This is a genomic window from Ruegeria sp. HKCCD9138, from assembly GCF_057220975.1.
Map to the genome: position 1 here is coordinate 425879 of NZ_JBWVAZ010000004.1, position 21116 is coordinate 446994.

Genomic DNA, 21116 nt, shown 5'->3' on the forward strand with positions numbered 1-21116 from the left:
CCTAGCGCATGCGCAGCGCGCCGTCGATGCGGATGACCTCTCCGTTCAGGTAACCCATTTCGACGATGAAACCGGCGAGCCGGCCGTATTCTCGCGGGTCACCCAGTCGCGCGGGGTTGGGAACGTCTGAGGCCAGTTGTTGCTGTACCTCTTCCGGTAACCCCGCCAGCATTGGGGTCATGAAGATACCCGGCGCGATGGTCATCACGCGGATGCCGGTCGACGCCAGATCGCGTGCCATGGGCAGCGTCATGCCCACAACCCCCCCTTTGGACGCGGCATAGGCGGCTTGTCCCTTTTGTCCGTCAAACGCTGCAATGGAGGCTGTGTTGATGATCACACCGCGGGCACCATCAGGTTCCGGAGCATTCTTGGCCATCTCGGCCGAGGCCAGCCGGGACACATTGAATGTGCCGACCAGATTGATATCGATGGTGCGCTGAAAGGCGTCCAGAGGGTGGGGGCCGTCCTTGCCCACTGTCTTGATCCCGTAAGCAATGCCTGCACAGTTCACTACGGTAGTGATCCGGCCCATCTTTTCCATCGCCAGCGAAATGGCCGCTGCGACCGAGTCCTCGTCCGTCACGTCCGTTTGTGCAAAGTGCCCGCCAATCTCACCCGCAACCTGTTCACCGCGTTCGGTATCACGGTCCAGGATCGTGACTTGTGCGCCTTGCTCAGCGAAGTATCGCGCTGTGGCCTCGCCCAGACCAGAGGCACCTCCGGTGATGATGGCTGCGGTGGTGGACAGGTGCATGGTGGTCTCCTTCCGGGATTTGAACACTTGTTCATTTATCGTGCTGATCCGCCTGTGTCTACCGATATGACGGGGCAATGCATCGCAATTGACGGATTTACGGGGCCAAGAAGGGTTTTCTGAACATATCCTCAGCAGTTCTTTATCTGCCCTTCACGCAAGTTCGCCACTTCGTGATCGAAGAACCTGACGCACCTTGGTGTTTTTGTGCAAGGAGGTAACGATATGCGAAAGTTAAAGAGTAAGACCATGGGCGCGATTGCGGCCGCCCCGTTCGTGGGAGTTCTGATTGTAGGGGCAGCTGAGGCCGCACCTGAAACATGCAACGGCAGCACGGCACGCAACCTTGCCAATGCAGGCGACTACGCAGCGCTATGTGATTGCGCGCAGGTAACCCCAAGCTTTCTGGAGCGCCTTCAAAGGCGCGCGGATTTCGAAACGACCCTTCGCGTGACCGGCGCGCAGTGCCCCGGGCTTGCCGCACTTTTGACGGATCTGCCAACGGCGTCGATCGGGAGCGCCGGCGATGCCAACCGCGGTGAAGATCGCAGCTCTGATCTGGCTCAGGATGGGGATTCTTCTGCCCCGGGCGGCGGATCGCCTGGCGGTGGCGGAAATGAAGACCCTAGTGACGGTATCGGTAACGACGATCCCGGCGATGGCGGCAATGACAGTCCCGGCGTTGGTGGGGACGACGGCCCAGGCGATGGTGGGGACGACGGCCCAGGTGATGGTGGCGATGACGGCCCCGGTGATGGTGGTAACGACGGTCCCGGCGATGGTGGTGATGACGGTCCGGGTGACGGTGGCGATGACGGCCCCGGTGATGGTGGCGATGACGGCCCCGGGAAGGGACCCGGCAAAGGTGGCGACGGGCCAGGCAAAGGCGGCCACGGAGGCGGCAAAGGCGGCGATGGTCCGGGTAAAGGCGGCGGGAAGGGCAACAACGGCCACGGAAACGGACCGGAAGGCGAAAGCCCCGGACGTGGCAATAACGCCAACGACGATGAAAGTGGTGATAAACCGGGTCGTGGTGGCGGCAAAAACAACCGGTGATGCGAAAATGAAAAAGGCCACCTCTGCGTTGGTGGCCTTTGACTTTTTATTGGCTTGTTGAGGTCAGCCGATTTGGACCAGTGCGTGGCGTTTCTTACCTGCACTCAGCTTTGTCGGTTTCTTCAATTCCGAAACTGAAACAAATGGGAAATCGCTTGTTACAGCGACGTCATTAACAAGAGCGCCTTTTTCCGAAATCAGGCGTTTCGCGTCTTTCCCGGACTTGCTCAGCTTGGCTTCGACGAACAATGCAGCCGCAGCACAGTACATCTCACCGTCATCTTTTCCCAGCTCAATTCCCGGCAACACTTTCAAAGCGTTGGCGTCGAGTACGAACGAGGGCAGATCGCCGCCCACTCCGCCCTTTTCAAACACTTCGCGGGCGGTCGCTTCGGCCTTGGCGGCGGCCTCAGCGCCGTGAAGCAGACCTGTAACTTCATTGGCGAGGCGGATCTTTGCCTCGTTGATCTCGGAGCCCTGCAGCGCTGCCAGACGGTCGCATTCATCGACTGGCAACTCGGTGAAGATTTTCAGGAACCGGCCCACGTCAGCGTCGGTGGTGTTGCGCCAGAACTGCCAAAACTCGTAAGACGACAGCATATCGCCGTTCAGCCACACCGCACCGCCCTGCGATTTACCCATCTTGCGCCCATCGCTGGTGGTCAGCAAAGGTGTGGTCAAGCCATAGATCTCGTGATCCAGTACGCGGCGGGTCAGGTCGACCCCGTTGACGATGTTGCCCCACTGGTCCGAGCCGCCCATCTGCAAAACGCAGTTATAGCGGCGGTTCAGCTCGAGGAAGTCATAGGCCTGCAGGATCATGTAGTTGAACTCGAGAAAGCTCAGCGACTGTTCGCGGTCCAGCCGCGATTTAACTGACTCAAATGATAGCATCCGGTTGACCGAGAAATGTCGCCCGATATCGCGCAGGAAATCGAGGTAGTTCAGGCTGTCCAGCCATTCGGCATTGTTCAGCATAAGAGCGCCGGTTTCGCTGTCGTCATAGGACAGGTACTTGGCGAAGACCTGCTTCATGCCCGCGATATTGGCCTCGATTTGTTCGGGGCCCAGCAGGGGGCGTTCGTCCGAGCGGAATGAGGGATCGCCCACCTTGGTCGTGCCGCCACCCATCAGGGTGATCGGTTTGTGGCCGCATTTTTGCAACCAGCGCAGGAGCATGATGTTCATGAGGTGTCCGACGTGCAGCGACTGCGCGGTGGCGTCATACCCGATATAGGCAGTTTGCACCCCACTGATCAGCGCGTCGTCAAGGCCCTGATAATCGGTGCAGTCGGCGAGAAAGCCGCGCTCGATCATCGTGGCGATGAATTCCGATTTGGGGTGGTAGTTCATAACGCTTAACAGGCCTTATGCTTTGGCCCTCTCAGTAAGGGCAGGTGTGAGTTTAGGGTCGGTAAATGTCAAACTGACCCGCTTGTCCGCACGCAAATCAGAAGTGCCGTGAGACATGGTTTTCTAATTCCCTATGTCCTCGGGAATGTCCAGTCACTAGCCATTGGGAATTCAAATATGTTGTGTGCAGGCTTGATGCCTGAAAATCGGTCGAGCATTATCCAGCGCTTATCCTTAAAACAACGGAAATGCCGCATATGCCATCCAGGGATTCATTCTGTACCGAACGCCCGGCTGTGCAAAGGTATGCCCGGTTCAATCCACCTTCGTGAGCCAGCCCTATCTGGGAAAGGACAGGATTGGAACTAAGGCTTCTCGCCTTCTGATCGCATCGACTGCAAAAGCAGCCCGGTTACGTATCTTTCCCGCGCACGGTCCTGATCAAACGCAGCTGTAACTTGCACTTCGTCATATCCGTTGCGGCTTAAGGCAGGGTTAACAATTGGTGCGAGCATGCTGATCGCATCCGGCGCCAGCTTCTTCCAACGCGCGACGCTATCGTTCTGAACAGAGCTTTTCGAGAACGTTTTCCAATCGCTGAAACCCTTTGGATCACGCTCCTGCAAGGCAGTTTTCAGCATTCCCTCTTCGAAGTCATCACCCAGGTTTTTCAGAACCGCCGCTAGAACGGTCTCCGGATCCGCCACCAAATCTTCGTAGCGAATGACCTGAGTGTTATTCGGGTGCCGCGCGGCGAAATCGCAAATGGCATCGGTACTATCCCGCCAGGCCAAGGCAAAAGCCTCAAGAAGCCGCGGAGTGCGTTTGACGTAGTCGTGAATCTCATCGGGCACGGACTGAGCCTTGTACGCCCAATCGAGCATGGAACACGCGACGTCCAGCCCATGCCGCACAACGCAGATGAATTGCGCGTGATCTGCGCAGAGGCGTTCGATTTCACGAACGTGGAAGGCGTCAACGGCAGTCTTTTCGACCCAACGGGGCTTTCCTTCCTTTGCTGCATGCTCGCTGTGGAAATCAAAGGCAAATTTTCTAAGCCGTGCGATCACTTCGTCATCGGAAAACCCCAGGAAACCAAGCCCGTTCAGAACCCCAACGTTTATTCCGCCCACAACAGGGGCTTCCTTCAGAAAACGGGCACAGGCGGACAGCAAATAGGTCTCGCCCGGTGCCGAGATGTTTGAATGCCCACCCAGCAGTCGCCGCAAAAGCGTCGATCCCGAACGCGGGCAACTCAGAACAATTATCCCCTGCGTCTCTGTCATCGGTTATCCTCGGTCTTCGACAAACGCGACAATCCTGTCCACTGTGTCCAAGTTGTCGAGGGTAATGTCTGAGGGATTCATACGCTTCCCCAGATCCTGCTCGATGAAGGACACCAAATCTATCATGGCGAAGGAGTCGATCAAACCATTGCTGAACAGCGGGGTATCTCCGCCAATCTCGGACGAGGTTACACAATGTACGCTGGTCAGGTATTCAATGACTGCGCCTTTTGTTATTGCCATCTACTCCTCCGAATTCACACTCACAACAGTCCAGTCAACACCCGACGATCTATCTTCCCATTGGTATTACTTGGGAATTCCGGAACGGCGATCAACTTTTTTGGCAGCATATATTCGGGAAGCTGCTGCGCGATGGACGCTCGGGTCGCACGCTCGTCAAATGAGGTGCACTCGAGAAACGCGACAAGCCCCTGTGGCTGCCCATCCCTAAGTGGCCAGCCCAGTACAACGGATCGTGCGGCACCGCTGGCTTTTCGAACAATTGCCTCGATCTCTCCCAACTCGACCCGGAAACCGCGGATCTTTACCTGGTAATCCCGTCGTCCAACATACTGGATTGGTTCACTTTCGGTTGAAGGGCGCAACACCAAGTCGCCAGTGCGATAGTAGCGCTCGCCAGTTTCAGGGTGGGCCACGAATGCTCCTGCCGTCAATTCAGGATCGCGCCAATACCCCATCGCAACCTGCGGGCCACACATCATCAGCTCGCCTTCCGCGCCGGGCGCGACCTCGGCAAAATGCGGATCGGCCACAAGCGCCGCCATTCCATCAAAGGGCAAGCCTATTGGAACGATGTCGCCATAGTCCGTTTGATCGTCAAATTCATACCACGTGCAGGCAAGCGTGACTTCGGTTGGCCCGTAGATGTTATGCAAAGGCGCGTTTGAAGTGGCAGCGCACCACGCACGCGCGGTTTCGGACAGAAGCGCCTCGCCACAAAAGAGGCTCACCCGGATAGCTGGAAAGCGCCCCGGCTCAAGCTGTCTTAATCGGTCCATGAGAGTTGCCAGCGACGGTACCGAGAACCAGACGGTGATCCGGTCACGCGTGATGTAATCGACCGGCAAGGCACGATCTTCTTCTGACGGCACACACAGGCAACCGCCAACTTTCCATGTCATGAACATGTCGAAAATCGACAGATCGAAACTGAGGTCGAACATATGCGAGAAGCGATCACTGGCAGAGAGGTTCAGGCGTTGTTCTGCAACCGACAGGAAATGAGCAACATTGGCATGGGAAACCGCAACACCCTTTGGTGAGCCTGTGCTGCCGGATGTATAAAGGATGTAGGCCGGATCGACCACTGACGGTGCAGGCGATTGCCGCGGCGGCATGTCAGTCGGGATGCCGAGTACCGTATGGTCCGGATAGAGTTCGTCCAAGTCGGAAACGTCATAGCGGTCGGCAAAAATCAGCGTCAGCCCCTTGAAGCCCTGAATGACTTCACCGATCAAAGCTTCGCGGTCGCTGTCGATGATGACGGTTGCACAGCCGGAATGACCAAGCATGAAATTTAGCCGCTGCGCCGGCATCTTCGGATTGAGAGGGACATAGCCATTCCCTGCTATGAGGGCACCCAGTATACCGGCATAGGCCGTAATGCTGTGGGTTGCCAAAATGGCGGTCAAACGGCTGTCGCCGGTTACAGTGCTTTCGCATGCGTGGGCAATACGTGTGGCTCGGTCCAAAAGGTCGCCATAGCTGACCTCGGTCCCCGCTATCGAAAGCGCCGGGGCATCCGGTGACGCCTTGGCGGAGCGAAGGAAACCGTTTCCCAACCATTCGTCATTTGCGGTATCGACGAGCGCTCTGTTCATAGTCTGATACCGAATAAAGCCATGAAAACGCGCAATGAATCTCTCCAATCCCCACCCATTGAAGAGAATGCGTAGCTTCCAGTTACGAACGCAAAGGTAAACAGGATACCCTGATATCTCAAAGGGCTCTGCGATAGTCTGCGCCACCATAAAAACCGACGCGCTGTTCGTGCCCAGGTCATGTAAAGAGAAACGCCAGTCGCGTGGTAAAGGCCCCACATAAGCCATCCGGCAGTAGCGCCATGCCACAACCCCATGACGGTAAATGTGGCGAATACCGCGGCATAGGGCGTTCGCGTCCGAGCCAGCACAGGAAGGTAAATGTAGCTTTGGCACCATCCGGCAAGCGTCATGTGCCAACGACGCCAGAAATCCTGGATATTAACGGCCAGGATCGGCCAGTTGAAGTTTTCCATGATACGGAACCCAAACAGCCGCGACGCACCGATGGCTATGTCGGTATAGGCGCTGAAATCCAAATAGGCATACAGATATGTTACTGCCAGAAAGATCCAGATCTGGGCCGCACTGTAGCTGTCAAAGTGTGTGAGTAACCGTTCGCTGCTTGGCGGCATGATGCCGCCATACAGGAATGGGTTCAGAAACTGCGCCAACAGAAAAATCTTGATGATGCCATGTATGATACGGGTGAGACCTTCGATGGCAAACTGCCGGTCCCAGGTTTCGGACGTGTTTGCGATGAAATGGTCAAATCTCTGAATCGGACCCGCCGTAAAAATCGGGAAAAGAAAGATGTAGCAGAAAAACCGGGACAGCGATCTGTCTGTGATATTGCCGCGCGCGACTTCTACCGCGTAATGGATCAGCTTGAACGAGAAATAACTGATCCCCAGTGGGACGGCGATTGCTAACCCAGGTGTGGCGTCCCCCAGAAGCTGGACCAGAGCGGGGAGGTACTTGTACCAGAAAAGATAGCAGAGAATGGCACCAACAAGAGCTAAAAGAGTGAGGTGTCCGCGCCTGTTATCTGCGATGGCCTGTGGCGCGAAATAGAAAAAGAACAAAACCCACCCGATCAAAACCGTCGACCCGACCGGTTCCAGCCACGCCAGATAGAGGTACGACGCCGACGCCAGGAACGCGAAACGAAATCGCTGTGGCAAGTTCCAATACACCAGTACCGTTGTCGCCAGAACCAACCAGAATATGGGACTTTGGATCATCTAAATGCCACGTGCAGTTAAAAATTCTGATACCGAAACAGACGAACGTCGCCGGCCAGGGTAGCCATTTCAGCAAGCGCCAGGGTCAAAAGGCAGCCCAAAACGATCCCCTGAACGATCTGCCCTACGAACAACCAGTCGATTCTGAAGCGCTTTCCGTTCATACTTCCCCCTGAACTCCACCCAATGACGCTCCGATCGCATGTGTACACTTTAAGCGCGCTTCGTCGTTTTTCAGGTGGCCGTCGAAATCCAGAAAATCCTTCTGTTGAAAATTGGCGTGATCCTGCACCGAAAAATAGGTTGTTCCGCTGGCCTCCGCGAATTCTTGCACGTCTTTCTTGAAGGTTTCGAATAGTGTTGCACCAGCTGGAATTGTATACCAACCAGGATTTACCGGTGCTTCCATCAAAACAAACGAAGTACCGCTGCGCGCACGTTCGCGCTCAATTATCCGCTCCAGCACCTCAAAACTCTGGTTTTTCAGGTCTCGGTATTCTTGGATTAAAGTTTCTAACTCGTCTAATTCTTTCGCCCGATACTCATCATTGTCCACAATATTGACCCAATACTCTGTCAGCGGATCAGCAGGTTCGCGCCCGCCGCGAATCAGGTTGACCAGAATTTCTTTCTTACGGGACAAGAAGAACTTGGCATTTACCAGGGCGTAGATGTCCGTATGGATCGGCACGTCTATTCCAAGAAGCTCAGCCTCGTCTTCCAGCAACTCGGAATGGAAGGCAAAGCGAGGGTTCTTAAGGGCATTTGCCACCGCATTGTCTTCCTCGCTGTAGACCACCGAGCGGAACATGCCAATGTTGAGCCCGGCAACAACCACACTTCCGGGTGGCAATTCGAGCTCTGCCAAGATGGCAGCCATTTCAACCGTGGACTGGGCCGGGGTTGAAAGGTTGATAACATTGTAGTTTTTGCCAGACGCGGCGCCGACAATACCATCCAGATCCAATGCCTCATTGACGCAAAAGACCATAGTCGACGACCCGAGTATCACCACGGCCGGACGATCCGACGGCACCCCGTTTAATATGCGATGGCTGACCAGCGTGTGCCGGTCATAAGGACTCACCATGAATAATTTGTAGGTGTCGCCAGTCAGAAGGCGTGGGCCAATCGCGACCGCCGCAATGATAAAAATTACCGGAATAAACAGTGCGATTGCGACTGCGGTCAGGGAAGGGTTGGTCAGACCTTTCCAGAAATCGGCCGGCCCGCGCTTACAAAATCCGAACATAACTACATCAACTATTACGACTACCGTTCCACACACGCATTCTGCGCATATGAATTGTACGAAGCTTCCTGGATCATGTCATGCCTCATGTTTCCAAACCAAGCATGGTAAACGTTACTGTGATGGTTGACGCAAAGCCGAGAATCGACTGAATGCATGAAGGTCTGGCTGACGTTGGCCCTGCGCTTCTTTGCCGGAGTTGAATAAACGGCATCTGGTCAAGCCAAAGTCTTTTTACGATTTCCCCAGGGCTTCAGATCTAATTCACTGCTGAAACACCCAAGGCACCCTGTGGGCATGGGAATTGGCAAGGACAAGGCACCCTTTCCAAGAATAACGCTTGGGCTGACCGGGTCAGGATTTGGTCGGGGGCAGGCGAAAAGCATAGAGCATGGCGAACAGATTCAGCGCCGCCAACGCAAAGATTGGGGTGATCGGATCGTGCAGATGCGCAACCGCTCCGAGGATTGCAGCGAAGACCATGCCGACCAGACCCGCGCTGACATCTCCCAGCGCGACGAGGTAGGGTCGCTCTTTCTCAGTCGTCATCTCGATGATGTAAAGGTAGCGGCCGTAGATCACTCCGTTTCCACCCAGCGACAGAAGCAGTATGACCAGTGCGTACACCCATACGTCCTGTGCATAACCTAAAAACGTGAATACAAGCGCCAGAACGGCTGACATGGTCGAGATCAGGCATCCGAGCCACATCACCGGCTTGACCGAGATGCGTCCGCTGAGCCACCCCCACAGCAAGGATCCGAGAACCATTCCTAAGCTTGCTGCGATTACGAAATAGCTGAGGGAGTGTTTTGTACCGACATGAAAGGTGGCTGCATGGATGGTGTAGAACGGCATGGCGAGCTCTACCGAGACGAAGATCAGTCGTGCGAGAAGAAACTTGCGATACCAGGAATAGGCCATGCCTGTTTTGAAACCGGTCACCAACTCGGTCAGGGGTTTCGGCTTTTTCTTTGGCGTCGGCGCGTGGGCCTGCTCTTCTTCCAGCAGGCGTACCCCGGCAAAACTGACGCCGGCGGCGAACATGGCAACGACTCCGCACCACAACACGACGATATGGCGCTGCATGGGTTGGTCAGAGGCCAACAGGTCGCGCGTGACCCAGACGACAGCGATAGCCAGAATGCCCGAGATGGTTGCCTGCGCAAACACCATCCGGTTGCGTTTCGCTTCCGGAACGGAAATGCCGTAAATCTGGCTGGTGCCAAGGCTGGTGATACCCTGACAAAGACCCATAACCGTGGCTGTCGTCAGGAACAGCAATACAATCAGCACGTTGGGCAGGCCCGTCGCGAACAGGGCTAGGACGGCCAGTACAGTGGCGGTCAGAATATTGGGCACGTAAACTGCCAGTTTTGCACGGGTCACCCGGTTGATGAACGGGGACATGAAGATTTCGGCAATTAGACGCGAGCCGGTCACAAACGGCAGCAACATACCCGCAAAAAACGTAGGTGCTCCCAAAGCCAGATACAGAAAAGGCAGCACAAGGTTCGGGTTTACCAACTGCGTGCCGATCGTTGCCAGCGAGCCCGACCAGAAGATCAGCTGGTAGTTTCGGCCTTCGGACGGCTGCTGCGATGTTTTTGTGTCGGCCATGTGTTTCTCGGGCGGATCTGCACCAATTCTGTGGGGGTTGATCTGTTGCGATGGTTACTCAGGAACCGGTTTGACGCAACTTTTGCAAAAAGTAACGACTGGGGTTTCTGTTGTGTCCTGCGCTCACATAGCGTCAAAATGGGTGCCTTTTGAGTGATGAGGCTTGCCTTGGGCACCGGTAAAAAGGCAGGTTGAGCGCGCTGCGCCGAAGCACCGGTACGGTAGAATACAAGACAAATGAGGTGAGCGTGAGCCGGACCAACAGGAAAGTCGGGGCGATCAGAGCCTTGGGGGCGATGTCCGGTACGTCGCTGGATGGCGTTGACGCGGCCGTGGTGGAAACCGACGGGCACAGGATTTCCGAATTCGGTCCATCCGGGTATCGCGCCTATTCCGAAGCTGAACGTGCCCAGTTGCGCGGAGCTTTGGGCCAGTGGCACGGCGTAAGGGTCGAAGCCGCGGGCGAGTTGGTGACGCGGGCGCATGCCGAACTGTTGTCCGAGTTTGAAGATGTGAGTTTGATCGGGTTTCACGGCCAAACCCTTGCGCATGAACCGCGCGGTCGCGGGACGCTGCAAGTTGGGGACGGGATTGGTCTGGCGCAAGCGCTTGGCCTGCCGGTGGTCTGGGATTTCCGCAGCGATGACGTTGCAATGGGTGGAGAGGGTGCCCCTCTGGCACCGTTCTTTCACTTTGCCTGCGCCAAGTGGATCGGTGCCGAGGCTCCCTTGTGCTTTCTCAACCTTGGTGGGGTGGGCAACCTGACGTTTGTAGACCCGTCCTTTGACGGGCCCGAGGCACCGGGGGCGCTATTGGCTTTTGATACCGGCCCCGCGAACGCACCGGTTGATGACCTGATGCAAGCCCGACTTGGACAACAGATGGACCGCGATGGTGCCGTTGCCCGCAACGGAACAGTCGAACCCGGTGCGCTCGAGCTGTTTCTGGCAGAGCCATTCTTTGCCCGCATGCCACCGAAATCTCTGGATCGCAATGACTTTTCCGAGATGATCAAACTGGTTCAGCAATTGAACGATGCGGACGCCGTTGCCACCTTGACAGCCATGTGTGCTGCCGGTGTCGCCAAGGGTATGGAACATTGCCCGAAACCGCCTGCACGCGTTCTGGTCACCGGCGGAGGGCGGCACAATCCGGTGTTGATGGAAATGTTGCGGGTGTCGCTGGACTGCCCAGTCGAACCGGTCGAGGCCGTCGGTCTGGATGGCGATATGCTCGAGGCGCAGGCCTTTGCCTATCTCGCCGTGCGTGTGGCGCGTGGATTGCCGACGTCCGGTCCCGGAACCACAGGTGTGAGTGCGCTTGTGGGTGGCGGAACGGTTTCGGCTCCGATCAGGGGCGCTGTCGGAAACGGTTAACGCGACATAGAACGCGCGTATTCTGCGGTAAATTCTGTATAGCCGTCCGAGGTCGACTTCAGGTGGGCCTGGGTCCATTGATGGAAAGCCGGCAACTGGTGGAAAGGGACATTCGGAAAGGAATGATGCTCAGCATGGTAAGGCATGTTCCACGCCAAAAAACGGATGATCCGGCTGGTAAAGGTCGTCCGCGAGTTCTCAAGCATGTTTGCCACAGGCGGGCACAGGCCGTGTTCCGCCAGCAGATAAAGGCGCAGAACCGGTTGCCCGACCAAAACGGGTAGTATCCAAACCCAGAACAGCGCCGGAGAAAAGAACAGGCTTAGCCCGGCAAGACCATAAAGGCTCAGGAGCACGCGGGCTTCGGTTTTCATCGCGCCGTGTTGACGTCGTGGCAGATAGGGGGCGTCGATGCGTCCCGACGCGTTCATCACCAGCACCTTTGCCATACCGGTCCAGTAGAACCAGCCGCTCAGGTAAGCCAACAGGCTGGGCCAATTGTCGGGCCGGGGTTTGCCTCCGAGCTCCGGATCACGCTCAGGGTCATTGGTCCACTTATGGTGCGCCAGATGAAAGTAGCGGAACCAGACAAAGGGCAGGGCGATGGGCAGGGAAACTAGGTACCCGACCGCCTCATTCAACCACCCGGATTTAAACGGCGTCTTGTGGGTGCATTCGTGGCTGAGCGTGAACACGAAAACCAGCATGACGCCCTGAGGCAGGATCAGCAGCGGCCAGAGTGGCACCTGCGCCAAAATCCCGGCGCTGAGCGCGGCCAATACGGCGAAATAATACCCCAGATGCCTCAGCCCGGCTTTGTCCGATCGTTTCTGCAGCTGGTCTTTGGTTTCCGGTGGTAGTGAAGCTATCAGGGTGCGATGATCCATATCGTGACTGTAGATGCCCGCCACAGGGGATCAAGCCCGGGGAATATCAAAACCGGGCTCGGCCAGTTCGAAACTCTCGAACTCGAAACCCGGCGAGACCGTACAACTGACCAGAGTGTAGACTCCGGTGCTGCGGGCCGCCTGCCAATGTCCTTTGGGAACGATCAGTTGGGGTGCGCCGACGGAAAGATCCGGCGTCAGCACATGATCGGTTGCGGGCCCCTGAGCCGTTTCACTCATCGACAGAACCAGCGGTGCACCGGAATGATAAAGCCATATCTCGGTGGCATCGACGCGGTGCCAGTGGCTGCTTTCACCCGCTTGCAGCAGGAAATAGATGCAGGTGCCTGTAGCCCGGCCGGGATTGTCTGCCTTCCACGTCTCACGGTACCAGCCGCCCTCGGGATGACGTTGCAGGTTCAGGTGGTCGATGATCTGCTGGGCGGTCATAGTATCCTCGAACGTTTGGCCGCAATTATGCCGGGGCTAGGGCCGATACGCTATGGCAATTGCGGGCGTACAAATTATGTTTGCCTCATGACCCTGACGATCCCTTTTGACAACAGTTATGCCCGTCTTCCGGACAGTTTCTATGCACGGCAGGCGCCCGAACCGGTCCGGGCTCCAAGGATGGTTGCCTTCAACGAGCCGCTGTCACAAATCCTGAACATCTCGCCCGGAGACTTGCAGGAAATGGCGGAAACCTTTGCCGGCAACGCCGTCCCCGATGGGGCCGAACCCTTGGCGCAGCTGTATTCCGGGCATCAGTTCGGCCATTACAATCCACAACTGGGCGACGGGCGGGCAATCCTGCTGGGGGAAACCGTCGGCGCAGACGGAGTCCGGCGGGATATTCAACTGAAAGGTTCCGGCCGAACGCCCTTTTCCCGGCAAGGCGATGGACGCGCGTGGCTGGGGCCGGTTCTGCGCGAATATGTCGTGTCCGAGGCAATGCACGCGCTGGGCATACCGACAACGCGCGCGCTGGCGGCGGTAGAGACCGGTGAGATCGTATTGCGCGAAGGTCCGATGCCCGGTGCCATCCTGACGCGCGTGGCGCAAAGCCATCTGCGGGTGGGGACATTTCAGGTCTTTGCGGCGCGAGGGCAACTGGACCGTTTGCGGCAACTGACCGAATACGCCATTGCCCGGCATTACCCACAGGCGGACGGTCCGATGGGTCTGTTGCGCGGTGTTCGGGACACCCAGGCGCGATTGATTGCTGATTGGATGAGTGTCGGGTTCATTCATGGCGTGATGAATACCGACAATTGCTCGATTGCCGGTGAGACCATCGACTATGGCCCATGCGCCTTCATGGATTCCTACCACCCGAACACGGTCTACAGTTCGATCGACAGGATGGGCCGGTATGCGTATTCGAACCAACCTGACATTGCGGTTTGGAATCTCGCGCAGCTCGCGACGTCGTTGATCCAGCAATTCGAGGACAAGGAAGCCGCTGTTGAAGAAGCGACCGAGATCGTCCACGCAATGCCTGAACTGATGCAGCAGCACTGGCTGGACCGGTTCCGGGCCAAGATTGGCCTGCGGACGGTGGAGGCGGGCGACCTGCAATTGATCTCGGACCTTTTGACGCGAATGGCGCAGAACCAGGCGGACTTCACCAACACATTCCGAGCCCTGTCCGGTGATAAGACGCGGGACCAGTTCACCGATCCCGAGGCATTCGACAGTTGGGCGGAGGGCTGGCAGGCGCGGTTGCAGCGAGAAACCGATCCGCAAACAGTGATGAATGAAGCGAACCCGGCTTTCATACCGCGAAACCACCGGGTCGAGCAAATGATACAAGCGGCCGTGAACGGTGATTACGCGCCGTTCCATCGGCTGAACGCGGTATTGGCGCAGCCGTTCACTGATCAGCCTGAGAACGCGGATCTGTCGCGACCACCAACCGAGAGCGAAGTGGTCCACGCCACGTTCTGTGGAACCTGAAAAATAGGGAGCCAAGGTCGTTGTCCCGCCTATAACGCTGGCCGTTTTGGTTTGTGAATTTCATCGTGATGAAGTGACGGTTGCCGGTTTGAATGCCCGGCGATTTGTTTTGTAATTCAGCGCTTGGGAAATCAGCCGGCGCCACGTTTGGAAAAAATGGCATTTTTAGATTAGAATGTAAAAATATGAGAGACCCGTTCCTCTGGTCACGGAAAAAACCCAAGTCAGGTGAGGAAGTTACATGAATTTGAGATTGTTTTGTTCGTTCGTTTCCTGCCTGACCGCCGCGCCGGTGTTTGCGCAGGACACTCCTATTTCACATGACGCGGAATACTACATCCTTGAGGCACAGCATGGCGCACAATGGGCCGAAGATGATGCCGCAGTTGACGCGGAACTGGCCGCGTTTCAGGAGGGTAACGGGGGCAAGCCGCCCAACATCGTAAGCGTTTTGATCGATGACATGGGATTCGGCGACATGGGTATTCCGGAACTGAACGCAGTGCGCGGGTACCAGACACCCAACATCAACGATTTCTCGGACGAGGCGATGCGAATGGTGCGGATGTATACCGAACCGTCGTGCACGCCGACACGTGTGGCACAGATGACCGGACGTTTGCCGGTACGCATGGGAATGGGGGACACGACCGTCGACATTGCCGGATTTGGATTGCCGGGCGATGAGGTGACGCTGGCCGAAGTGCTCAAGCAGGCAGGCTATGCCACCAGCCATGTCGGCAAATGGCACATGGGGGATATTGCCGAAAGCTGGGCGATGAACCAGGGATTCGACTATGCCCAGCACGCAATTCACCAACAGGGCCAGCTGACAATTTTCAACGACGATGCGATCCGGGAACAGGTTTCTGTCGCGATCCGGGACTACGATGACAAATACACGATAGACGATTGGTTCCGCCCGGACGCGTCGGCAATGATGACCGTGATCGAAGGTGAGACCGGAGGGCCCATTCGCGAAATTCGGATGGAAAGCGGCGAGCGTTGGAATGCCGCCAAGTATGATGAGATGAATCAGGCCTTCCAGGATAAAACACTGGAAGAGCTTGAACGACTTTCCAGCGGGGAAGAGCCGTTCTTCCTGCAGTACTGGCCCATGATTCCGCTGGACAATACGCGCGCCGGACGGGAGGGACCGGAAAGCGCGAATGGCGGGCTCTACGTTGACAAGATGCAACTGCTGGATCAGTGGCTGGGCGATTTGTTCACACGCATGGACGAACTCGGGGTAGCTGAAAACACGATCGTTGTCGTTATGGGAGACAACGGCCACTTTACCAAATACGCGCCCCAGTCCGGGTTTACGCCGATGATCTATGCCGGGGGCAAGGGCGACACGACCGAGGGCGGCGTGCGCGTCGATGCCTTTATCCGCTGGCCCGGAATGATCGGAGCTGACGAATTACTGAACAGCATCATCCATGTCTCGGACCTCTATACGACACTGTCGCGGTTCGCGGGTGCCGACCAGTTTATTCCGAGGGACCGTCTGGTCGACGGAGTGGACCAATCGGCCGCGTTGTTGTTTGGCGATGAGAGCAAAGCGCGCCGCGATCATGTCATCATCTACTCGGTCGCCAAACCCGAGGCGATCGTCAAGGACCAGCTCAAGCTGAAATTGCCGGGGCCGGGCGAGAACGCGATCGTTGCCGAGTTCTTCGACCTCTATCGGGACACGCGCGAGGAATACTCGGTTTCGACCGAGGTCGGCGCCTGGGGTGGGCAGGAATTCGTGCGTATCCTGGGCCGTCACATGGCTCGGAAAGAAAAGTTCCCGGACATAGAGCCGGCCTATGGTGTGCCTTATGAAGGGATCGAGAACATCCGGCCCGAGACGCAAAAGGCCGTCGAGGCGTTCATGGTCAAACGAGGATCGCCACAGCAATAGACGGGAAGGGGCGACCAGCCTCGAGTTCAGAACGTAAGGAGCCTGCTATGCTCGGCAACATATTGTTCTTAATGGGTTTCGCCGTTTCTCTCGGCATCGGGTTCCTCTATTTTCGAGATCTCGGCGACGTGTCGCAGATGCTGCTGAAGGTCAAGCGCGAGAATATGGTGCGCTTTATTCGGCACGAGTATCGGTTGATTGCCATCGGCCTTGGTGCGTTTGTTGTGGCGACCATGTCGCATTTCATCCTCGGTGGCGGCGCACGGTGGGCGTGGGTGATCGGGACGTTGCTTGTTCTGCTGCTTTATGGCTTTCCCTATGTCTGGGTGCATCTGGGGCTGCGCAACCAACTGAACGACGCAAGCTATTTTCCGATCGCGGAGGCCCGCAAATACGTCGGTCCGACCGCGCCTGTGATCGTGATCGAAAACAACGGTCAGGCGCGGGCTCACCCTGATGCACAGATCATGCGTCCTCATCTGGCGGGGAACGAGGCCGGTCTGGGCGGTGAAGATGTCGTCATGACTTACTGCGCCATGGCTAATCTGGGGCAGGGCTATATCCCTCGGATCGAGGGCAAACGTCTGGACCTTGAAGTTCTGGCCCAGCATGGCAACAACCTGATCCTGCGCGACAATGAGACCGGCGAGCCGATCCAGCACATCTATGGCTTCCGCGAGGCGGACCGGGATACGACCGACCCGACCTGTCCGCTGCGACCCGAGGCGCGCATGACGCCCTGGCCGACATATCGAATGACCTTCCGCGGGTTCCAGAAGGCTTTTCCCGAAGGTGAAGTCTATCTGAACAAGCCGTCACCGAATCCGTTACTGCGTTTGTTGGACACCGTGACAGAAATCACCTTTGGCTGGGGCATTGGCCGCCAGCATCAGGAGGACGCCCCTGTCATGGACAATATGGAACGTTCGGATGACCGGTTGCCGAACAAGACCCTTGTCTGGGGGATCACGATCGGACAGGACGCGGCGTGTTGGACAGATGATTTCGTGATCGACAACAACTGGATCGTGAATGCACGGGTTGGTGGTCGGGATGTCGTCGCCAGCCTGGACCCGAAATACGAAAGCCTCGGCATCTGGTACAATGACAGCGGCCAGCCAGTGACCCGCTGCAATTTCTGGGGTCATTCTGATCAGGGTCAATTGCAACGGGTCGAAACCCTGCGCGCGGGCATCTTCTGGCACGTCTGGGTCGAGTTTTTTCCGGAAACCGGTATCAATCCTGTTGCACAAGACGCCCGGGAACCGTCGGAGGCAGCAGCTTGAAAAAACACTCACCTGATTGCGCTCAGGGCGGGGAACATTGGATGGTGAAGGGAGAAATTCCATGTTTTTTAGATTAGTTTCAGTCCGTAAGTCATTGAGTTTGGTCCTTACAGCCGCTGTTGGAATTCTCACGGCACACGCCTCGGCCGCGCAACAATCGGAATGGTCTTATGAGGCCACGATTTATCTGTTCATGCCCGAGACAAAAACATCCTTGAACACCCCGATGGGTAATCTGGACGCGACGCTCAGCTTTTCCGATGCGCTCAGCAATCTTGACATGGCCTTCATGGGCACATTCGCCGCGTCAAACGGCCGTTGGAGCGTTTTGGCCGATTACAATTACACCAACCTTTCCTTTGACACTGCAACTGCAGGGCCGGCGAATGGCAACCTGAACACGTCTGTCAAAACGCAATTCTTCAGTGGTTATCTGGGATACCGAGTGTACGAGGATATCGATCTCAAGGTAGATCTGGCGGGCGGGTTTCGCTGGTACAGCACAGACACAGATTTTCTACTGACACCCGGAACCGCGCCGGGGCGGAGCGCGACGGCCGACGAAAGCTGGACGGATCCTGTAGTCGCAGCGCGCGCGCGTTATGCTTTCACCAACAGCTGGTCCGGAACTGCGTTTCTGGACTACGGCGGATTCCGCAGTGGCAGCGAAACCTGGCAGGTCCTGCTGACGGCGGACTATGCGATCAACGACAGGTGGCTGCTGCGAGGTGGATATCGATACATCTCGTTTGATCATGAGATCAGCGGTAACGACTATTCATTCAGCCAGTCGGGCCCGGTGATCGGGGCAACCTATCGGTTCTGATGGTTGGACGATCAGGGCAAGGCCGTAGCGGGGTTCTCAGGCGCCGATTGGAAACAGGGGCTTGCCACCGCCTCTGCACATGGCATCTTGTGGGCGACAACAGTCCCGGATCACCATGACACATAATTCGACCCTGAGGTTGGCCAGCTATAACATTCAGAAGTGCGTGGGCCTGGACTTTCGCAGGCAACCGCAGCGCATTCTTCAGGTGCTGGACGGGATGAAGGCCGATATCGTGGTCCTGCAGGAAGCCGACAAACGCTTGCCACCGCGCCCGGCAGCACTGCCGCATTTCATGCTCGAAGAATCTGGTTGGCAGGTGGTCGAACTCGGCGGAGCGGGCAGTCTGGGCTGGCACGGAAATGCAGTCATCTGGCGAGGAGACACCATCCACGTGCGGCAGACAGGGCATCATGATCTGCCTGGGCTAGAGCCGCGCGGTGCCGTACGTGTAGAGTTCGATACCCAAATCGGCCCACTGCGTGTGATGGGAATGCATCTGGGGCTTCTGCCTGCCTCGCGGCGACAACAGATTACCCATATCCGTCGCTTCGATTCCGATCTGAATCAAATGCCTACGGTCTGGGCCGGGGACTTCAATGAATGGTCTCGTCAGCCGGTTTTGGATCACCTCGCCCCGGACATGCGGTTTCTGCCTCCCGTACCCAGTTTTCCGGCGGCTCAGCCATTGGGCGCGCTGGACCGGATTGCGTTGGGGCAGGGGCTGTCCGCGATGGCCCACGGAGTGCACGACGCACGTCCGGCGCATATCGCATCGGACCATTTGCCGGTCTGGGCGGATTTGCAGCGCGCCGCTTAAAGGGCAATTCACCTGTGGCGCAGCACGCGCATCCGTACTAAGACAGAGACCCGAACAGCTCTGGGGGTCACTATGTCCGACACGATCATCGCCCGTTGCGAAGCCAAGGGCCTGCGCATGACAGGTCAGCGCCGAACCATTGCGCACGTGCTGCAACAAAGCGAGGACCACCCGGATGTTGAAGAGCTTTATGCCCGCGCCTCGGCCGAGGACTCGGGGATTTCGATCGCCACGGTTTATCGCACCGTGAAGTTGTTCGAAGAGGCGGGGATACTCGAACGACTTGAATTCGGCGACGGGCGTGCGCGGTACGAGGATGCCGAGCGCGATCACCACGACCATCTGATCGACATGCAGTCGGGCGAAGTGATCGAGTTCGTCGACCCCGAGATCGAAGCATTGCAGGAAAAGATAGCGGCCAAGCTGGGGTATCGCCTCAAGGGGCACCGCCTGGAACTGTACGGCGTTCCGCTGGAACAGGACTGATCCATCACGAAACGCGATTGATCGCCTCACGGCAATTCATCAAACGTGTCGGAATTCTGCTTGCTACGTCGCAATAGTTGGGGTTTTGGTGCCTTAAGGGCTCATGTTTTGTCGGCCCATTCCAACGGACGCGCAAATGAACAACGTAAACGGCATTCTGCTGATCATCGCATCGATGGCGGCCTTCTCGCTTGAGGACATGTTTATCAAGCACCTGTCGATCAGTGTGCCGACCGGCCAGATCATGATCGTGCTGGGCCTGTTCTGCGGGCTCGTCTTTGTGCTGATGTCGTTGGCAACGCGCAAACGCATCTTTGATCCGGTGGCTTGGCAGCCCTTGCCGCTGGCGCGTGGCGCGGCCGAAGCCTTTGGCGCACTGACATTCGTGACCGCGCTGTCGCTGGTGGAACTGTCCACTGTGGCTGCCGTGTTTCAGGCGATGCCGCTGGCGGTAACCATGGGGGCTGCGCTGTTTTTGGGTGAACAGGTCGGCTGGCGCCGGTGGAGCGCGATTGGCGTTGGATTTATCGGTGTTCTGATGATTATCCGGCCGGGTCTGGAGGGGTTCCAGCCCGAGTCGCTGTTTGTCGTCGCCACCGTCGTGGCCATCGCGGCACGCGATTTGATTACTCGACGGCTGGATGTCCGCGTGGCTTCGTCTGTTGTGGCATTGCAGGCGTATGTCGCAGTGGCATTGGCAGGAGCGGTGCTTATGGTGTTCTCGGCTCAGCCTGTTGTTCCGTTGCAAACACCGCAGATCGGACCTTACCTGGGCGCCATAGGATTTGGTGTTCTGGGCTATTACGGCATTGTCACCGCCATGCGGATCGGAGAGGCGTCGGCCCTGACACCGTTCCGTTATACTAGGTTGGTGTTTTCAATCGCCGCCGGAATGCTGATGTTTGGCGAGCGTCCCGATTTGATGACATTGGCAGGTGCGTCGCTGATCATCGGGTCGGGCATGTACACCTTTATTCGCGAACGCAGACTGGCGCGCGAATTGGCCATCGCGGCCTGACGGATCGTCGCACGTTGGCGCAAACAGTGAATTGTTAGCCCTAAAGGTCGGAAAATAAGAGCGTTAGCGGTAACGACGCCCGTTTACTTTCTGCCGGGTACTGGTATGAGGCTGACAACTAATGCAGCTTCAGGGACTGGCATCATGAGCACGATCATCGACATACACGCACGCGAGATATTGGACAGCCGGGGCAATCC

Annotated in this window: 20 protein-coding genes; 9 read left to right on the plus strand and 11 right to left on the minus strand. The window is 57.0% G+C overall.

Annotation, left to right across the window (positions count from 1 at the left end; all coding sequences use genetic code 11):
• Nucleotide 1 precedes the first annotated feature (1 nt).
• Complete coding sequence (locus AC2TEL_RS10125; protein ID WP_480903553.1) at nucleotides 2-757, minus strand: 3-hydroxyacyl-CoA dehydrogenase; 756 nt, start codon at nucleotides 755-757, stop codon at nucleotides 2-4.
• A 225-nt stretch (nucleotides 758-982) separates the two neighbouring features.
• On the opposite strand from AC2TEL_RS10125, the gene AC2TEL_RS10130 reads away from it, so the two are divergent.
• A complete protein-coding gene (locus tag AC2TEL_RS10130) occupies nucleotides 983-1813 on the plus strand; it encodes a hypothetical protein (RefSeq protein WP_480903555.1) in 831 nt (276 codons plus the stop codon).
• A gap of 63 nt (nucleotides 1814-1876) precedes the next feature.
• On the opposite strand, the gene tyrS is transcribed toward AC2TEL_RS10130, so the two are convergent.
• The 8 genes from tyrS to AC2TEL_RS10170 form a co-directional block, all read right to left on the minus strand.
• Entirely contained in the window at nucleotides 1877-3166 is a 1290-nt protein-coding gene (tyrS, locus tag AC2TEL_RS10135) for a tyrosine--tRNA ligase (RefSeq protein WP_480903558.1), read from the minus strand.
• Nucleotides 3167-3531: 365 nt separating this feature from the next.
• Complete coding sequence (locus AC2TEL_RS10140; RefSeq protein ID WP_480903561.1) at nucleotides 3532-4452, minus strand: sulfotransferase family protein; 921 nt, start codon at nucleotides 4450-4452, stop codon at nucleotides 3532-3534.
• Between the two features lie 3 nt (nucleotides 4453-4455).
• Nucleotides 4456-4695 (minus strand): acyl carrier protein, encoded by a 240-nt coding sequence (locus AC2TEL_RS10145; protein WP_480903564.1) that lies wholly within the window; start codon nucleotides 4693-4695, stop codon nucleotides 4456-4458.
• A 20-nt stretch (nucleotides 4696-4715) separates the two neighbouring features.
• Nucleotides 4716-6296 carry an amino acid adenylation domain-containing protein gene (locus AC2TEL_RS10150; protein ID WP_480903566.1) on the minus strand — a complete coding sequence of 527 codons (1581 nt, stop codon included), beginning with the start codon at nucleotides 6294-6296 and terminating at the stop codon, nucleotides 4716-4718.
• Entirely contained in the window at nucleotides 6293-7480 is a 1188-nt protein-coding gene (locus AC2TEL_RS10155) for an MBOAT family O-acyltransferase (protein WP_480903570.1), read from the minus strand. Before AC2TEL_RS10155 ends, AC2TEL_RS10150 begins: the two co-directional genes overlap by 4 nt.
• Nucleotides 7481-7497: 17 nt before the next feature.
• The gene (locus AC2TEL_RS10160) at nucleotides 7498-7644 is read right to left on the minus strand and encodes a hypothetical protein (RefSeq protein ID WP_480843053.1); all 147 of its coding nucleotides are present in this window, start codon (nucleotides 7642-7644) and stop codon (nucleotides 7498-7500) included.
• Nucleotides 7641-8732, minus strand: coding sequence for a hypothetical protein (locus AC2TEL_RS10165; protein WP_480843052.1), 1092 nt, complete (start codon nucleotides 8730-8732; stop codon nucleotides 7641-7643). The genes AC2TEL_RS10160 and AC2TEL_RS10165 overlap by 4 nt, the downstream gene beginning before the upstream one ends.
• A 354-nt stretch (nucleotides 8733-9086) precedes the next feature.
• Entirely contained in the window at nucleotides 9087-10352 is a 1266-nt protein-coding gene (locus tag AC2TEL_RS10170; RefSeq protein WP_480843051.1) for an MFS transporter, read from the minus strand.
• A gap of 248 nt (nucleotides 10353-10600) precedes the next feature.
• On the opposite strand from AC2TEL_RS10170, the gene AC2TEL_RS10175 reads away from it, so the two are divergent.
• On the plus strand, nucleotides 10601-11728 hold the full coding sequence (locus AC2TEL_RS10175) for an anhydro-N-acetylmuramic acid kinase (protein WP_480903573.1): 1128 nt from the start codon (nucleotides 10601-10603) through the stop codon (nucleotides 11726-11728).
• On the opposite strand, the gene AC2TEL_RS10180 is transcribed toward AC2TEL_RS10175, so the two are convergent.
• The gene (locus AC2TEL_RS10180) at nucleotides 11725-12615 is read right to left on the minus strand and encodes a fatty acid desaturase (protein ID WP_480903576.1); all 891 of its coding nucleotides are present in this window, start codon (nucleotides 12613-12615) and stop codon (nucleotides 11725-11727) included. The two genes, AC2TEL_RS10175 and AC2TEL_RS10180, sit on opposite strands and share 4 nt — an antisense overlap.
• 30 nt (nucleotides 12616-12645) lie before the next feature.
• On the minus strand, nucleotides 12646-13065 hold the full coding sequence (locus AC2TEL_RS10185; RefSeq protein WP_480903579.1) for a cupin domain-containing protein: 420 nt from the start codon (nucleotides 13063-13065) through the stop codon (nucleotides 12646-12648).
• Nucleotides 13066-13152: 87 nt separating this feature from the next.
• Between AC2TEL_RS10185 and AC2TEL_RS10190 the strand changes: the two genes are divergently transcribed.
• The 7 genes from AC2TEL_RS10190 to AC2TEL_RS10220 all read left to right on the plus strand — a co-directional run bounded on the left by AC2TEL_RS10190 (nucleotide 13153) and on the right by AC2TEL_RS10220 (nucleotide 20916).
• Complete coding sequence (locus tag AC2TEL_RS10190) at nucleotides 13153-14571, plus strand: protein adenylyltransferase SelO (protein ID WP_480843047.1); 1419 nt, start codon at nucleotides 13153-13155, stop codon at nucleotides 14569-14571.
• Between the two features lie 241 nt (nucleotides 14572-14812).
• Nucleotides 14813-16480: a sulfatase-like hydrolase/transferase gene (locus AC2TEL_RS10195; RefSeq protein WP_480903582.1), complete on the plus strand. Its 1668-nt coding sequence runs from the start codon at nucleotides 14813-14815 to the stop codon at nucleotides 16478-16480.
• Nucleotides 16481-16527: 47 nt separating this feature from the next.
• Nucleotides 16528-17766, plus strand: coding sequence for a DUF3179 domain-containing (seleno)protein (locus tag AC2TEL_RS10200; RefSeq protein WP_480903585.1), 1239 nt, complete (start codon nucleotides 16528-16530; stop codon nucleotides 17764-17766).
• A 61-nt stretch (nucleotides 17767-17827) separates the two neighbouring features.
• Nucleotides 17828-18592, plus strand: coding sequence for an outer membrane protein (locus tag AC2TEL_RS10205; RefSeq protein ID WP_480903588.1), 765 nt, complete (start codon nucleotides 17828-17830; stop codon nucleotides 18590-18592).
• Between the two features lie 115 nt (nucleotides 18593-18707).
• Complete coding sequence (locus tag AC2TEL_RS10210; RefSeq protein ID WP_480903591.1) at nucleotides 18708-19412, plus strand: endonuclease/exonuclease/phosphatase family protein; 705 nt, start codon at nucleotides 18708-18710, stop codon at nucleotides 19410-19412.
• A gap of 72 nt (nucleotides 19413-19484) precedes the next feature.
• Entirely contained in the window at nucleotides 19485-19898 is a 414-nt protein-coding gene (locus AC2TEL_RS10215) for a Fur family transcriptional regulator (protein ID WP_480843042.1), read from the plus strand.
• 136 nt (nucleotides 19899-20034) lie between these two features.
• Entirely contained in the window at nucleotides 20035-20916 is an 882-nt protein-coding gene (locus tag AC2TEL_RS10220) for a DMT family transporter (protein WP_480903594.1), read from the plus strand.
• Nucleotides 20917-21116: the final 200 nt, after the last annotated feature.